12 protein-coding genes and 3 pseudogenes are annotated in these 15,663 nt (G+C 41.3%); 9 read left to right on the top strand and 6 right to left on the bottom strand.

The window, feature by feature from the left end:
- A partial coding sequence (locus V7K21_RS12100) for a WD40 repeat domain-containing protein (protein WP_442948872.1) occupies positions 1–611 on the top strand: 611 nt, incomplete at its 5' end.
- A 185-nt stretch (positions 612–796) separates the two neighbouring features.
- Here V7K21_RS12100 and V7K21_RS12095 read toward each other — a convergent pair.
- From V7K21_RS12095 to V7K21_RS12085, 3 genes are read right to left on the bottom strand one after another with little or no spacing between them, the layout of a single operon-like run.
- Positions 797–1,162 (bottom strand): type II toxin-antitoxin system VapC family toxin, encoded by a 366-nt coding sequence (locus V7K21_RS12095; protein ID WP_335174476.1) that lies wholly within the window; start codon positions 1,160–1,162, stop codon positions 797–799.
- Positions 1,134–1,295, bottom strand: a complete 162-nt coding sequence (locus V7K21_RS12090) for a hypothetical protein (protein WP_335174474.1) — start codon at positions 1,293–1,295, stop codon at positions 1,134–1,136. The genes V7K21_RS12095 and V7K21_RS12090 overlap by 29 nt, the downstream gene beginning before the upstream one ends.
- Before the next feature lie 12 nt (positions 1,296–1,307).
- Positions 1,308–1,496 (bottom strand): hypothetical protein, encoded by a 189-nt coding sequence (locus tag V7K21_RS12085; protein WP_335174472.1) that lies wholly within the window; start codon positions 1,494–1,496, stop codon positions 1,308–1,310.
- Between the two features lie 156 nt (positions 1,497–1,652).
- Between V7K21_RS12085 and V7K21_RS12080 the strand changes: the two genes are divergently transcribed.
- Positions 1,653–1,994, top strand: a complete 342-nt coding sequence (locus tag V7K21_RS12080) for a 2-phosphosulfolactate phosphatase (protein WP_335174470.1) — start codon at positions 1,653–1,655, stop codon at positions 1,992–1,994.
- 9 nt (positions 1,995–2,003) lie between these two features.
- On the opposite strand, the gene V7K21_RS12075 is transcribed toward V7K21_RS12080, so the two are convergent.
- Positions 2,004–2,534, bottom strand: a complete 531-nt coding sequence (locus V7K21_RS12075; RefSeq protein WP_335174468.1) for a hypothetical protein — start codon at positions 2,532–2,534, stop codon at positions 2,004–2,006.
- 538 nt (positions 2,535–3,072) lie between these two features.
- Here V7K21_RS12075 and V7K21_RS12070 point away from each other — a divergent pair.
- The 7 genes and pseudogenes from V7K21_RS12070 to V7K21_RS12040 all read left to right on the top strand — a co-directional run.
- Positions 3,073–6,384, top strand: a pseudogene (locus tag V7K21_RS12070) (phycobilisome rod-core linker polypeptide); the annotation flags it as partial.
- Between the two features lie 379 nt (positions 6,385–6,763).
- A complete protein-coding gene (gene apcA / locus V7K21_RS12065; protein ID WP_335132522.1) occupies positions 6,764–7,249 on the top strand; it encodes an allophycocyanin subunit alpha in 486 nt (161 codons plus the stop codon).
- A gap of 65 nt (positions 7,250–7,314) precedes the next feature.
- The gene (gene apcB, locus V7K21_RS12060; RefSeq protein WP_104908010.1) at positions 7,315–7,803 is read left to right on the top strand and encodes an allophycocyanin subunit beta; all 489 of its coding nucleotides are present in this window, start codon (positions 7,315–7,317) and stop codon (positions 7,801–7,803) included.
- A 221-nt stretch (positions 7,804–8,024) separates the two neighbouring features.
- Positions 8,025–8,231, top strand: coding sequence for a phycobilisome linker polypeptide (locus V7K21_RS12055; protein ID WP_012411143.1), 207 nt, complete (start codon positions 8,025–8,027; stop codon positions 8,229–8,231).
- Between the two features lie 118 nt (positions 8,232–8,349).
- Positions 8,350–8,643: pseudogene (locus V7K21_RS12050) on the top strand (sensor histidine kinase); the annotation flags it as partial.
- 428 nt (positions 8,644–9,071) lie between these two features.
- Positions 9,072–10,274 (top strand): FtsW/RodA/SpoVE family cell cycle protein, encoded by a 1,203-nt coding sequence (locus V7K21_RS12045; protein WP_298909102.1) that lies wholly within the window; start codon positions 9,072–9,074, stop codon positions 10,272–10,274.
- Between the two features lie 30 nt (positions 10,275–10,304).
- Positions 10,305–10,520 (top strand): annotated as a pseudogene (locus V7K21_RS12040) (class I SAM-dependent methyltransferase); the annotation flags it as partial.
- Positions 10,521–10,613: 93 nt separating this feature from the next.
- On the opposite strand, the gene V7K21_RS12035 reads toward V7K21_RS12040, so the two are convergent.
- Together V7K21_RS12035 and V7K21_RS12030 are read right to left on the bottom strand one after the other, a co-directional pair.
- Positions 10,614–12,929: a COG1470 family protein gene (locus tag V7K21_RS12035; RefSeq protein WP_335174466.1), complete on the bottom strand. Its 2,316-nt coding sequence runs from the start codon at positions 12,927–12,929 to the stop codon at positions 10,614–10,616.
- A gap of 13 nt (positions 12,930–12,942) precedes the next feature.
- A complete protein-coding gene (locus tag V7K21_RS12030; RefSeq protein WP_335174464.1) occupies positions 12,943–15,180 on the bottom strand; it encodes a hypothetical protein in 2,238 nt (745 codons plus the stop codon).
- Between the last annotated feature and the right edge of the window lie 483 nt (positions 15,181–15,663).

Below are 15,663 nucleotides of genomic sequence, written 5' to 3'. Positions count from 1 at the left end.
CCTTGGCTAGTGGGAGTAGAGACGGCACTATCAAACTGTGGGATGTAAGGAGGGGAAACCTACTGCAAACCCTCACTGGTCATTCTTACTCGGTTCATTCTGTAGCCTTCAGTCCCGATGGTCGAACCTTGGCTAGTGGGAGTAGAGACGGCACTATCAAACTGTGGGATGTAAGGAGGGGAAACCTACTGCAAACCCTCACTGGTCATTCTTACTCGGTTTTTTCTGTAACTTTCAGTTTTAATGGTCAAACCTTGGCTAGTGGGAGTGGGGACAACACTATCAAGATATGGCAAGTTGCATCATTAACCAATACAGCTACTTCATCGTCAACTAAGCCAACTCAATTTAACATTCCTCAACCAGCAGCTTCTACACCTCATACTCAACCTGTAATAACCCAACCACCGATAAAACCTACCACTACTTCATTATTTACTTCTATAGAGGTATTTTTCTTGTTAGTCTGGTTAGGTGACGGAGTTTTTTTTGTTATTGTAGGTAGTATGAGGGGAAGTGCGTGGTTTGTGCTTCCATTAGGTGTTTTTCTGTTGCTTTTTGCTTTGCTTTTTGTTCTGATTCGTAAGCTGACCCGACACAGTACCAAATAGCATTGGATATTTTAAATTCAGCCGAAGAATACTGGGAAGCTAATCATATCCCAATGAAGTTTTTTACTATCAACCAATAGTTCATTCAATTTACCCTTTGCACAATTAACATATAGTCCAATCTTCTAAACTTAAATTAGGCACTTTTTCAAAATCCCTGTGGTTCCGGGTTACTAAAATACCATTTACTGACGCGTAATTGCTGCAACACGTAAATCTTGAGTGCCAACGCGAATTTTCTGCCTAATTAATTCAGCGTAAATCTTGCCAGCATCTTCGCTAAATTCCACGACATTAATACTATTTAAATCTTCTAAGGTATCTTGTAATCTAGCATAAACTAAGACTAATTTGTCTGATAAATCAGCCTTATTAATAGTATTCATTCTTCCCCGTATTTGTTCAGATGGTGTCACAATAGTTATGGCAATATCTTGAGGATGAAATGTATTTAATCGCTTTCTAATAGATGGATTACCCCTTTGGAGCAATGATAGGTGATCCGTATCTAAAATCCTTAAATCATTCAACTCTAATTTCCCTCGTTTCATTGTCTGCATCCAATTCACGTCGATATTCTTCTATATATTCCAGCATCTCATCAAATTGTGTATCATCTTTATATTTACCAGCTATTTTCATCCAAGGATTTTCTACTTTGGGCGCTTCAATTTCTAAAGTCACAATCTTGGCTGTTTATAACCGAGTTAGCAAAGTTTGACTGAGTTGTTCTATTGCTTCAGTTTCCGTATTTCCTGAGCCTTGACAGTCTGGTAAACCTAACAATATTGCTTTTACTGTGCCATCTTGTTGATTTTCAATCAGCACATCATAAGTTGACTTAGGTGCAGTATTGTTATGATAATTTTTTATAGTTAAATTCATAATATTTTGAAACTTGAAGTTTTATATTGATTATAACTGCTGATCTACTTGCTGCTAACCTTTAATTTCTAATGAAGCTGAAGCTGTCAAATTAACAGCACGCTTTGTACTTACTACAAATATTTAATTATTTACACTGGCTTTCTTATCTATGATTTGATTTTTATCATATTGTCTTTTGCGATCGCTCCAATGATTTACAACCAAGCCGGTGAGAGGTGGAAAGAGGATGGTAGCCTACGACCTGCATTTGAAGATTTAATTGGTGCTGGAGCAATTTTCAGTTATTTACATGGTAGTTTATCACCAGAAGCCGAAGTGGCTGTGGCAACATTTCAAGCTTTCCGGCAGGATTTACTGGGATACTTAAAAAAATGCAGTTCTGGTAAAGAGTTGATTGAAAAAGGTTTTGAGTCGGATGTTGAATTGTCAGCAGCCAATAATGTTGGTGGTTGCGTGCCTTTGTTTACTGATAATTCTTATGTAAATTCCAGGTAACAGAATTAATCAAAGGTCACATTGATTAGTTTGGCAATATTTGGCATTATTTATAAATTCTGGCAAATTTCTCAAGGGAATTATCTGAAATGATGACCCACCCTGCACCTGAGCAGTGATGTAAGCAAACTTTTGCCCGTAATAAAACTGGTCACGACCAACTTTGGTGATATACCCAGACTTTTGGAAGTCATTGGCAATGTTGGAATTATAAATATTTTGTAACAATTTCACTGCTTTGGCATTTTTTGTGGTGAATTTGAGGCGATCATCACCACTAACAGTTATTCCTTCTTTGGTCACTGTCCCATTTTGTTCTGTGACATCAGCATAAAAGTATAAATTTCCCTTCGTACCCTCATAGCCGTGGGCTTCGCCGTTGTATCTCAGAGTTGGTAATTGTGATCGAGTTTTCGCCCACTTAACAACGGTGCTGATATTTTGTTCTGGAAGCGCATTTGCAGGAGTGACAGCCAAAATAACTGCGATCGCAGACAGAGTAGCATTGAATAAATAGTTAAATTTAAAACTTTTGTGCACAGTATTTTCCGGTTAAAGAATGTTGATAGCTAATGCTTAAACCACCACAATTTGAGAATTATTTCCAGGGTAGTGTTATTTCTTAATACTTAGTTAATAGTAGCAAAAGTAACTTAGCATTAACTAATGACTACTGTCTCCTGACGTTGCTGGAGGGAATTTGGTTTCAACTGAGATTTTGTACAAATTGCAATAATTGTCGGGTGGACACTGCCATAAACATCAAAATCGAGGTTTTCGGCATCGGTAGACCATGCCTACCCTAGTACTGAGTTACAAAACTTAGATTTTATCTCAGTAAATAAGAGGAGCTATTTTTGAGATTGCATGGATAAAAGCTACAGGTTCTACACACTTCTTAATAAACCCGCCTTGAGAACGCAAAACGTTTTAATCTAAAAGCTAACTGGGTTAATTTACTGGCAGTTTTGCAGGCAGTACTCTCAAACTCAAATAGCACAGACACAGCAATGTGTCAAGCCTCAAAGCGACCCAGACTTAACACATAAACGATTATGATGGGAGTTTTAGAAATCCGATGAGTGTTAAGGCGAGTGGTGGAAGCTCAGTTGCGCGTCCGCAACTATATCAAACCCTAGCTGTTGCGACAATTACCCAAGCGGAGCAGCAAGACCGCTTTTTGGGAAGTGGTGAACTAAATGAACTGGCAAGCTATTTTGCATCTGGTGCAAAGCGTCTAGAAATTTCCCAGAGGCTTACGGAAAATGCCGAGATTATCGTATCTCGAGCTGCCAACCGGATTTTTGTCGGTGGTTCGCCAATGGCTTTTTTAGAAAAGCCTAGAGCAGTAGAAATAGTACCTGTTAGTGCTGGTGCTAATGTTCAACAAGGGATGCAACTGGGAACTGTAACCTACGTTGAAAGTCGTGGTGGGTTCCTAGAAAATTTACGTTCAATATTTAACTCATCCCCCAGTGGCCCGACACCTCCAGGGTTCAGACCAATTAACATTGCCCGTTATGGTCCGAGCAACATGGCCAAGAGCTTGCGGGATTTATCCTGGTTCTTGCGCTACGCTACTTATGCGATCGTTGCTGGAGACCCCAACATCATAGCGGTGAACACACGAGGTTTGCGGGAAATAATTGAAAATGCCTGCTCTGGTGAAGCAACGCTAGTAGCTTTGCAGGAAATCAAAGCCGGGTCACTTTCCTTTTTCCGCAATGATGCTGAGGCTACAGAGATTGTGTCTCAGTACATGGATGTTTTGCTAACAGAATTCAAAGCAGCCACACCTTCAAATAAACTGCGTCAACGCCCCTCTAGCGACCAGCAAGGGTTGGAACTACCGCAAATTTACTTTAATGCGGCAGAACGGCGTCCCAAGTTTGTGATGAAGACTGGGTTATCAAGTAGCGAAAAAAATGAGGTAATCAAGGCCGCATATCGGCAAATCTTTGAGCGCGATATTACCCGTGCTTATAGCTTGTCCATATCTGACCTAGAATCCAAGGTAAAAAATGGCGACATCTCCATGAAGGGGTTTGTCCGTCGTCTAGCTAAATCTCCCCTTTACCAAAAACAGTTTTACCAGCCTTTTATTAACAGCCGAGTCATTGAACTAGCTTTCCGTCACATTCTGGGACGGGGACCAAGTAGCCGAGAAGAAGTACAAAAATACTTCTCGATTATTTCTAATGGTGGTCTGCCAGCTTTAGTAGATGCTTTAGTAGATTCTGCTGAATACAGCGACTATTTTGGCGAAGAAACAGTACCCTACCTCCGGGGTCTGGGTCAAGAAGCACAAGAATGTCGTAACTGGGGCCTGCAGCAAGACCTGTTTAACTACAGTGCGCCTTTCCGCAAAATACCTCAGTTCATTACCACATTTGCTGCCTACGAACAACCGCTACCAGATCAGCATCCTTACGGTTCTGGGAATGACCCCTTGGAAATTCAGTTTGGGGCGATTTTCCCGAAAGAAACTCGCAACCCCAGCACCAGTCCGGCTCCTTTTGGTAAGGATACCAAGCGCATCCTAATTCACCAAGGAGCAGGGATTAATAACCAAAATAGTAATCCCAAGGCGCGGGGTGAAGCTCCTGGTACCCTTGGGCCTAAGGTGTTCAAATTAGATCAACTGCCTGGTACTATTGGTAGAAAGGCTGCCAAAGGTTCTAGCGTCAGATTCTCCGAAAGCTCCACGCAAGCCGTGATTAGAGCTGCTTACCTGCAAGTTTTCGGTCGCGATGTCTACGAAGGTCAACGCCCGAAGGTATTGGAAATCAAGCTGGAAAACGGCGACATCTCTGTGCGGGAGTTTATCCGTGCTTTGGCTAAGTCGGATGTATTCCGCAATCTTTACTGGTCATCGCTGTATGTTTGTAAAGCGATCGAGTATATTCACCGCCGCTTGTTGGGTCGTCCGACTTATGGTCGTCAAGAAATCAACAAGTACTTTGATATCGCTGCCAAACAAGGCTTTTACGCGGTGGTTGATGCCATTATTAACAGCGTAGAATACAGCGAAGCATTTGGTGAAGATACAATCCCTTACGAACGGTATCTGACTCCTGGTGGTGTAGCAGGGCGACAATTGCGCGTTGGTAGCATTCGTGATGATGTTGCCGCGAAAATCCAGAAGGAAGTAACGCCGAGCTTTGTGACACTGGGTACAGTGACAGAAAAGCGGTCAGAACCAGATATTCAGTTCCGTATTAATCAAGGTGTTAGCAAGCAACGAGAACAAACCAAAATCTTTAAGCTGGTGGCCAATACCAGTGATAAAGTTGCAGTAAAAACCTTGATCAGCGCTGCCTATCGTCAGATATTTGAGCGGGATATTGCCCCCTACATTGCCAAAAACGAATTTACAAAATGGGAAAGCAAGCTGGGGAACGGCGAAATCAGCGTGAAGGAATTTATTGAAGGTTTGGGTTACTCTAACCTCTACCTGAAAGAGTTCTACACACCCTACCCCAACACCAAAGTGATTGAGTTGGGAACCAAACACTTCCTGGGACGTGCGCCACTAGACCAAGCAGAAATCCGCAAGTATAACCAGATTTTGGCTACTCAAGGTATACGTGCTTTTATCGGTGCCTTAGTAGATAGTGTGGAATATAACCAGGTATTTGGTGAAGATACGGTACCTTACCGTCGCTTCCCGACCCTACCTGCTGCAAACTTCCCGAATACGGAAAAGCTGTACAACCAGCTTACCAAGCAAAACGATGACGTGGTTGTACCGAGCTTTAAGCCAGTACAAGCCCGCGTCGGAGTTAGTAACGATACAGCGCTTTCGATACAGGCGATCGCAGATATATCAGCACAAACAAATGGTATAAACCAGAGTAAGCCCTCATATGCTGAACTAGGTCGTTCCTACAACGATGGTAGCGGACAATCTGTGGAGCTTGGTGGGCGTAAACATGCACGCATTTACCGTCTGGCACAGAGTACTAACCAAACCGAAAGACAACAGGTAATTAACGCCATTTACTGTCAAGTGTTGGATGTTAGCGGTGAAGTGCCTGATAATTTCCGCCGTACTGACCTAGAGAGCAAACTCCAGAATGGTGAAATTTCCGTCCGGGAGTTTGTGCGTGAACTAACCAGTTCCCAAATCTATCGCCAGCGCTTCCACATACCTTATCCTCATGCCAAGGTAATTGAGTTCCTCTTCCGTCACCTGTTGGGGCGTACACCCACAACTCAGGAAGAAATTCGCCAGTATAACAAGCTGCTAGCTGATAGCGGTTTATCGGCTGCTGTAGAAGCAATAGTCGAAAGCCCAGAATATAGCCGCTACTTCGGTGAAGATGTTGTGCCTTACAACCGTTTCCCATCTCTGCCAGCAGGTAACTACCTCGGCAGTGTACAGGCGGCTGAATAGGGGATAGGGATTGGGGATTGGTGACTGAAGAGTTAATTTTCTTCTCAATGCCCAATACCCAATATCCCTTCATAACCTTTCGTAATATTGCTATCAGATTACAGCTAAAACAGGGAATTCTGAAAAGCAATATTACAAAGTGTTAAGATCAGTCATAAATGCTCAACAGAATGCCGGAAAATGTTTTGCGGAAGGTAACTAAGTTTAAAAGCTTGCGTACTTGTGTTTACTCAAGACAACTCTTAATTCATTAGCTATAGCAGTTATTAAACTGCTGTATCTAAAAGAACTAGAAAATAAACTCAGTGAACCAAATTAAAGTCGTACCAGTTTAATCAAATCCTGGTTTCATTTGTATTGGAGGAATCCATTAATGAGTATTGTCACGAAAGCTATCGTGAATGCTGACGCAGAAGCTCGCTATCTCAGCCCTGGTGAATTGGATCGGATCAAATCCTTTGTTGCCAGTGGTGAACGCCGTGTGCGGATTGCTCAAGTTTTGACAGAAAATCGTGAACGGCTGGTTAAGCAAGCTGGCGATCAACTGTTCCAAAAGCGTCCTGACGTTGTGTCTCCTGGTGGTAACGCTTACGGTCAAGAATTGACTGCTACTTGCCTACGTGACCTAGATTACTACCTCCGCCTCGTTACCTATGGTATCGTTGCTGGTGATGTTACCCCAATTGAAGAAATTGGTGTTATCGGCGCCCGTGAACTGTACAAGTCCTTGGGAACTCCGATTGATGGTGTTGCTGAAGGTATCCGTGGGCTGAAGAATGTCTCTGCTACATTGCTGTCTGGTGATGACGCTGCTGAAGCTGGTGGCTACTTCGACTACTTAGTTGGCGCCCTGCTATAAGGTGATGCTGTTTCCCTGCCGAAACAGAAGTATTGCAATACGGTTGGAAATAAGGAATTAACAACATGGCTCAAGACGCAATTACCGCTGTCATTAACTCCGCAGACGTTCAAGGTAAATACCTGGACTCTTCTGCTTTAGAGAAGCTAAAAGGCTACTTCTCTACTGGCGAACTGCGGGTACGTGCTGCTAGCACCATCAGCGCCAACGCTGCTGCGATCGTCAAAGAAGCTGTAGCAAAATCTTTGCTATACTCTGACATCACTCGTCCCGGTGGCAACATGTACACTACCCGCCGCTATGCTGCTTGCATCCGTGATTTGGATTACTACCTCCGCTATGCCACCTACGCTATGTTAGCTGGCGATCCTTCCATTTTGGATGAGCGTGTATTAAATGGCTTGAAGGAAACCTACAACTCTTTAGGAGTTCCCGTTGGTGCTACCGTGCAAGCTATCCAAGCAATCAAGGAAGTAACCGCTAGCTTGGTTGGTTCTGATGCTGGTAAGGAAATGGGTGTTTACTTAGACTATATCTCTTCTGGGTTAAGCTAAGAACTAGTTTGCGCTTAAAAATTTAGGTGCGGCTTTATTAAGGTCTGGAAATCAACTGTGAGTGCTAGAACGTTATATTGCTTATCTTGGTAAATTATCAGTGATGAGTGTTGCTGGTCTAGTATTGATGTTTGATTTCCAGCCTTTGATTATTAAAAGATTTGCACTCAAGATTTTGAGATAAAAAACTTTTCACAAAGTATACAGGAGATTTTCAAAACATGTCCCGTTTGTTTAAAATTACTGCTCTAGTTCCTAGCCAAACCCGAATTCGTACCCAACGCGAACTGCAAAATACTTACTTTACTAAGCTAGTTCCCTATGAAAACTGGTTCCGCGAACAGCAACGCATCCAAAAAGCAGGTGGCAAAATAATCAAGGTGGAACTGGCAACTGGTAAGCAAGGTGCTAATACTGGCTTGTCGTAATTCTGTAAATAGAACATTATTTTAGAGAATTAGTAAGAGGTCAGCAAAGACCTCTTTTCTGTTGAGAATGTATATAATTAGTGAACGCGCGATCGCGGAAATTCACGCTAATCCTAATACAATTACAATTACTACAGAAGTTATAGGAACAAAGTGTGTTATCCGAATTACTGATAATGGTTCTGAAATAACAGAAGCAGTTAAGAAACGACTGTTTGATCCATTTTTCACAACTAAGTCTGTAGGTAAGAGTACAGGATTAGGTTTATCAATTAGCTATCAGATTGTAGTTTAAAAACACAGGGGAACATTGACATGTTTATCAGAACTTGGACAAGGAACTGAGTTCTGGATTGAGTTGAAATTCCCCTATTTATGGACAGACAACCAGTTAATTGCGTTAAATCATTGAGTTTGATTAAATAAATGTGTATTTGTCCCCACAAAATCGTTCGTGTAATTATCGTCACAACAATCCTATAAATTCCCAATACTTCATGTAATTGGGTCTTTAGCACCTGTTATGCCAAATTATTAGTTAAACATCAAAATTTGACTTTAAAATCAAGCTTATAACGCTTAAATCTCTAGAAAGGTCATTTATCGTAGTAAAATTACTGTACAATTTAACACTCTTTATACGTAGTAATATTTTCTCTAGGAGACTCTACGTCAACAGGAGGCATAGCGATGGCAATTTGTCAGAAATATTGATCGAGTGGTGTATTGAAGTTGACAACTCTAAGATTTATGGTTGTAAAGTCTACTTATGAGTTATAAGTTATGATTTATGAGTTTTATTGCTAACTCCTAATTCCTAACTTTTTACCCGTACTGATCGTGAATCTACGCCGTCTGATTCCAATTTTTGATAGTTCAGTCTCCAACTGGGCATTAGAAGCGCGGTTGTTGCGCTGGTTAACGTTGATTTGGCTGTTCGTCGGCTTGATCATGCTATTTTCAGCATCCTATCCTGTGGCTGACGCCCGTCATCATGACGGGCTGTACTACTTTAAGCGTCAACTGCTTTGGGTGTTAGTTTCTTTAATCGGATTCAATATTATTGTTAATTTCCCATTGCAGAAAATTTTGGGACTATCCCATTGGTTTTTGTTGCTATTTTTGGCGTTAATTTTTGTTACACTGATCCCAGGATTGGGAAGGAAGGCTTTTGACGCAGCGCGTTGGATAGCGATCGGGCCAATTCCGATTCAACCCTCAGAATTAATTAAACCCTTTTTGGTGCTGCAAAGTGCGCGGCTTTTTGGTCAGTGGGAACGAATCAGTTGGCGGGTTCGCTTGGCTTGGTTGGGTATTTTCGGTCTGGTACTTTTAGGAATTCTTGCCCAGCCTAACTTAAGTACAACAGCACTTTGCGGCATGACTATTTGGCTAATTGCTTTAGCTGCTGGGTTACCTTACAAGTACCTGGGAGGAACAGCAATTGGCGGAGTGATGTTGGCAATCCTCAGTATCAGTATTAAAGAGTACCAGCGGAAGCGGGTGATGTCATTCTTGAATCCGTGGGCGGATGCTACAGGAGATGGCTACCAGTTAGTGCAAAGTCTACTAGCCGTAGGTTCTGGTAGAACTTGGGGAGCCGGATTTGGGCTTTCCCAACAAAAGCTGTTTTATTTACCAATTCAGGATACCGATTTTATTTTTGCGGTGTTTGCCGAAGAGTTTGGCTTTGTTGGCAGTATGGTGTTGTTGGTACTTTTAGCTACATTCGCCACTCTCGGATTAATTGTGGCGCTGAAGGCTAAAAATATAGTGCATCGATTGGTAGCGATCGGCGTAACGATTTTGATGGTAGGACAGTCATTGCTCCACATCGGAGTTGCTACAGGTTCTTTACCAACTACTGGTTTACCTTTACCCATGTTTAGTTATGGTGGTAATTCCATGATTGCCAGCTTAATAGCTGCTGGGTTGCTGATTCGGGTAGCACGCGAAAGTAGTGAAGCTGAGGTAGTACCGTTGCGAAAACCCCTGTTGGAAAATGGGCGCAGACGCCGAGCTTTTCAGAAAAATAGGAATTGAACTAGTACGCTCTTTGCACAAGCAAATTGAATAAATTATGAAAGACCTAAAAAAACAGTAATCAGCTATTCCAGCAGAGACCTGGAACAGCGCAAAAACTGGTATTTTCCAGCAGCAGAAGCTTACAACAAGGCAAGACCCCGCTATCCTCAGGATTTGATTTAGCAAGTTGTGGAAGTTGCTCAACTCTCCACAGATTCAAAAATTCTGGAAGTAGGATGTGGCCCTGGAACTGCAACAGTGAGCCTTTATTTTCGGAATTGAGGCATTGCATAGAAGATGATTTTGGAGGCAGTCTTCAACTTTCATATATCTCTGCTTTTCACATCGCCCAAAAAGTTACCTCAGAGGGAAGGGAATCTTAAATGGGCTATTGTTGCGTGGGAAAGTAGATGGAATTGGGTTAATGCTAGGTGTAGGAGTGGGAGTAGGCACCACTTTTTTGAGAACTGTGATTGCAAATCCTTTTTGCTGGGGTTGTTGCTTGCCAGATATGTCATTAACTTGCAGTGCGATTTGAGGCGGGAAAGCTTGATTGACTGGAAGTTTTATTGAGTCAACTGGTTTAACGTTATTGCCGTATGGCAGAAGTTTAACCTGAATATTTTCTCCTTCTACTCTCCAACTTAAAGTAGTAAATTCTCCTTCCTTGAGAACCAGATTCGGTTGCTCACTACCGTTGATTTTAAAAGAGACAATATTAAATGGTTTTGGTAATATTTCAATTTTTGAATCAGTCTTTTTTAAACTATTTTTTTGACTTCCATTGTTAGAAAAAGCTTTGATTTGGAACGCAAAGTTTCCGGCTTTATTTGCTGGTAGAGGAATATTTGTACATCGTAGTTGTTGATTTTGTTGTGTACATAGTTTTTGAAGTTTAGGATCGGCAATTTTACCTTGATTAAATTTATAAGCAATTTGTTGACCATAGGATGTACCATCATCTGCACTGCCAGCAATTTGAATTTGTGCTAACAATAATGGACGGGCAATTGTCCAACTGAAAAGAATATTTTGACCTTTTGTATATAGTGGTTTATCTGCTTGGAAACCAACTACTTCAGCAATTTGTTTTTCAGCTATTTCTACTTGTGTTGTTTGGCTTACTACTTGGGTCTTTGGAGAAAATAATTGTATACCATTACGATAAAAGGCTTGTAAATCAAAAGTGTAATTACCTTTTGTTTTCACTCCAGTTTTAACATTGCTACAAATTAGCTCTTGTTTTTCTTGCACCTGACAAGGAGGTATTTCATTAGCAGTTCCTTTGCCTAGTGTTTCAGGAATACCATTGCTAAAGTCATAGGTAATAGGCTGAATAGGTTGCGAACTTTTGGCCGTCAGAACCAACTTTTGTAACTGTTGATAATTGTGAATGTCCCACTTTAAAGCTACCTCATCCTCCTCTTCAGTAATTCGAGGGTTATTGGCACTAAAATTTTCTAATCTCAAAGGGTCAGGATTTAAAATTCGCCAAATGATAAATCCTATCCCTCCGAGTAAGCCCAAAATTGCCAAAATTAACAGAATAAATTGCCACAAAGGACGGGGTTTCCATACCAAAGTTCCCTGAGGCAATGTGTTAGGTAAGGGTAAATTTTGTTCGTCTTTTATATCGAGTTGAAAGTTGACCAATAGCCCTGTGCCAAACCAGGGTCTTCGCCACCAAGGTCTGGGTTTAACCGTCAAATTGGCGGCAGCACTTCTATTGGGTAATAATCTTACTTCAGTCGGATCAAACTTATAAGTATATAGTTCTTCTTCGTCTCGACTTTTTAAATTTAATATTAGTTCGCGAACAATATTGCCCTGGTTTGTTAGCGATAATTCATACTTGCCAAGACTACGGCTAACTTGTCCCAATATAGTATTAAGTTCTATATCTAAGCGATAATTTGTTGGAATTTGGATGTACACCAAATCCAGCAGTACTAAGTCTGGAGAGCTTTCCGAATACAAGCGGATTGTTGGAGAATAGCTTCCCGCAAGGGTATCTCCAGGTGGATGAAATTTCAACAATATTTGACCCTGAGTACCAGGGTTAAGTTCTAATGCACTCACATCAGACACCAACCCAGGCCCCTCAAGTCCAGTTCCAGGATAATTGATTGTAAACCAGTCATTATCTAAATCTGGGCAACTCAAGCGGAACCTGTCTACCAGATAGGAGCGATTGTCAACTATCACCTCTACTTGCAGAGGCTGACTAGGATTGAAAATTAGCGGCTTGTTAGGGTTGGTGTTAGGTCTAATGGAAAATGTCGGGTCATTCACCCGAATTGCGGTCTGTTCTTTTAGTAAAACCTTAATTTGGTTTGGGAAGGTTACGGGAGTATCTTGTGGATAATGTAGAGGAGAATCTAGGACTAATGTATAGTCATAGGTTCCTGGAAGAGCATTTGCGGGGATTTTTAATTCAAATGTTATTTCGTCACTATTCTGTTGGGGAGCTAATGCTAAACTTTCTCTAGGAGAACTAGACCAACCGATTAAATTTTGAAATACTTCGTCAAAAACAAAATATAAGTCAATAACCGCACTCTGGTCTCCCTGATTGATTACAACAACATACAGTTCAATAGTGTCTCCTGGCATCCCAAATTGAATTCCAGGTGGGTTGATAATAACTTGTAGTGGATTGAATTTAGCTTGCATGTGATCGACTCCCTTATTTGATGCGGTGTAGTTTGACCTGAAAATCTTCACTACCACTCACAATCATGGTTCCTTGATTACTTTTCAAGTCGATACTATTGATTTTTTTAGAGCTTTGGTAAATTGTTTTACCTTCTGCTGCCTTTGTTTTGTCGAGCTTATGTTCGGAGGTTAAGTACCAAATCACTACTCGTCCATCATCGCCACCACTTACTAACAGACTACCATCATCACTAAATGCCAGACTATGCACAGATGTTTTTGATGCTGACCAGCGGTCTAGTGGCGAACAATTGAGTTCATTAACTTTTTCCTGCGGATTCGGATTTTTGATAGTTTGGCACTGATTTAAATTCCAAATCGTAATAAATCCCGCAGAATCGGAGGTTGCTAAAATTTTTTCGGCCGAGTTAGGAACAAAAGCTAATCCCCAAATATAGTCTTCACGCCCAACTAATGGATCTAGTTTTTCTAGATTTTGGACTGAGAAATCTAGGAATTGTTTATCAGATTGAGTTCGATTCCACTGCCACAAGATGAAACGCTTAAAGTTTCCGGCAATTACTAGAGTTTTTGCATCTGGGCTGAGATTTAATGCCCGGACTTGGAAACCTGATAGTTTCAATGTACTTTGTACGTCGATAACTTCTCGCGGTTCTGGTAGAAAATCGCTGTTAGACGCTGGTCTTGACCATAATCTAACTTTACCACTGCCATAACCACTGAATAAGTTAAGTGAGTTTGAGGTGAAAGCTAGGTCAAAGACGCGATCGCCTTTTGCCTTTGGATCTTTAAGGTCTTGAAGTTCACTGATCTTTGCACCTGAGGGGACATCTCTTAGTTCAATTACACCATTATCTAAACCAACAGCAACACGATCATTTTGTAACGGCATGAAGCGTAAGACTTCTACAGCGTCATCGGTAATCGCCATTAAACCTTTGGGCTGTTGCGCTTTATCACAGGCAACAGGCCCCCCAGCATATGTTACTCTATCGTCGGCGTCTAACCTATCAGCACCGATGCTCCAAAGTCTTAAGGTGCAATCATCTGAGCCACTGACCACAGATAAACCAATACCACTAAAACGCACTGAATTCACAGAACGTGTATGCATTACATCTCTTGGTTGCAGTATCCATGCTAGGAGTGCGGCTAATAATGCGATCGCAGCCAACTGTAGCCATAGAGGTATAATTGGCAGAGTCTCCACTTCTAATGTCTGCGTGGCCGGGTCTGTACTCCCTAAACGTTGATCCGATAATTCAGATTTGGCCTCCAGCAACAAAGTTTTGCCGATTCCTAACCAAGGGCGTTTTGTTTTAACATCAAGAATGACTTTACTTGTCTCTGCTAGATGGAGATTGGTAATTTCGGGAAGCTTTTTGAAATTACATTTTCGCCAGTCTTTTCCCTGCACTTGTACATTAATTTCCTGATTGAGGTTACTAGCGTTTTTAAATAGTAATTCAAAGGAAGCTGTATCAGACTTCCAGTCAGGCAACCATGCCGATTTACTAGGAATTTTCAGGTGTTTTTGTGTAATACCAAAGTTTATAAAACCCACAGGCAAGACTTCAACATTACCTTCAGCACTACTTGGATAACCATTATTGCTAACAGCTTCAATAGTAAAAGGGTAATTTTGACTGGGCGCTTGCACTACAGAAGGAGGTTGGCATTGGAATGTAGCTTCTGCTAAACCACCTGCCTCTAAAAATAATCGGCGTTCTGTACTGCCTGTTAGCCAAGAAGGATCAACGCCTTTAAAACGTAGTACCACATCGGTAGGTTGTTGCCCCAAGTTCCGCACCCGAACTGGTATATCTACAGAATTTCGGGGATAAACTTGGAACTCCCGCACAGGCAATTCCACACTTAAATGTGTTGGTCTGTTGTCTCGCTCGATTTTCAGCCTTAGCACAAGTCTTGACTGCTGTGCTAATTGCGGTGAAAAAATCTTCACCATCAGGTTGACAGTACCGACAAATCCCGGAATGGGTGTATTGAATATGAACACTTGGAATATTGTACTACTGCCTGGTGGCTTCGCTGCTGCAACCTCTGGTTCGAGTCGATACCAGAGATATCCTGTATTCCGGGTTTCTCCTGCTGCGGTAACTTCTATCTGAAAATTGACAAAGCGATCGCTGTCATTATTGACAGTTACCTCAAATGAGACGGGAGTATCACCTGGACGAAAGGTTAAGTTCTGAGTAGAAAGACTGGCATTAATAACACTTTTTTCCATACTATTATTTATACTTTTTTAGTATTTTGCATGACTAAGACTCTTAAAAAATTAATATCTGCGAAAATGTCACAGTAGTTCTTTTGGTTTGATTATTCAAATGTATATATTCAATATTGTGTAATAAATTTGTCAATTTATAAAATTCATTTTCAGAAAAGCTATATATTCTAATCCAAATTCATTAATTGCATATCTGGTAGAATTCCCAACAAAACTTGATCAACTGGGTTTATGGTCGGAAATTGAGGTTTTCCGGTTAAACCAGCATAAAACCTGATTTTTGATGCCCATGCTAAATATGAGTTGAGCAACTTAGTAAAATTACATAGTTTGATTGCTTTACAAAAGCGGCAACTTGCTAGATAATAGCAACGAAAGGGAAAGTAATTAGTAGTATAGTTTTTTAAGTTATCGGTAGTTGTGTGAAAACCCTGTAATTACAAGGCTGAAGTCAGTTTGAGTTTCCCTCATCACCTAAGC

The sequence above is a fragment of the Nostoc sp. genome, from assembly GCF_036919595.1.
In the GTDB taxonomy this organism is placed as follows: domain Bacteria; phylum Cyanobacteriota; class Cyanobacteriia; order Cyanobacteriales; family Nostocaceae; genus Nostoc.
Note: the sequence above shows the minus strand (reverse complement) of the source record. Positions and strands in the feature narration are given on the sequence as shown.

Excerpts from the sequence above, each read along its gene's own strand:
- V7K21_RS12095 (WP_335174476.1), bottom strand. The coding sequence starts at position 1,162 with ATGAAACGAGGGAAATTAGAGTTGAATGATTTAAGGATTTTAGATACG.
- V7K21_RS12055 (WP_012411143.1), top strand. The coding sequence starts at position 8,025 with ATGTCCCGTTTGTTTAAAATTACTGCTCTAGTTCCTAGCCAAACCCGA.
- V7K21_RS12085 (WP_335174472.1), bottom strand. The coding sequence starts at position 1,496 with ATGAATTTAACTATAAAAAATTATCATAACAATACTGCACCTAAGTCA.
- apcB (WP_104908010.1), top strand. The coding sequence starts at position 7,315 with ATGGCTCAAGACGCAATTACCGCTGTCATTAACTCCGCAGACGTTCAA.
- V7K21_RS12035 (WP_335174466.1), bottom strand. The coding sequence starts at position 12,929 with ATGCAAGCTAAATTCAATCCACTACAAGTTATTATCAACCCACCTGGA.
- V7K21_RS12030 (WP_335174464.1), bottom strand. The coding sequence starts at position 15,180 with ATGGAAAAAAGTGTTATTAATGCCAGTCTTTCTACTCAGAACTTAACC.
- apcA (WP_335132522.1), top strand. The coding sequence starts at position 6,764 with ATGAGTATTGTCACGAAAGCTATCGTGAATGCTGACGCAGAAGCTCGC.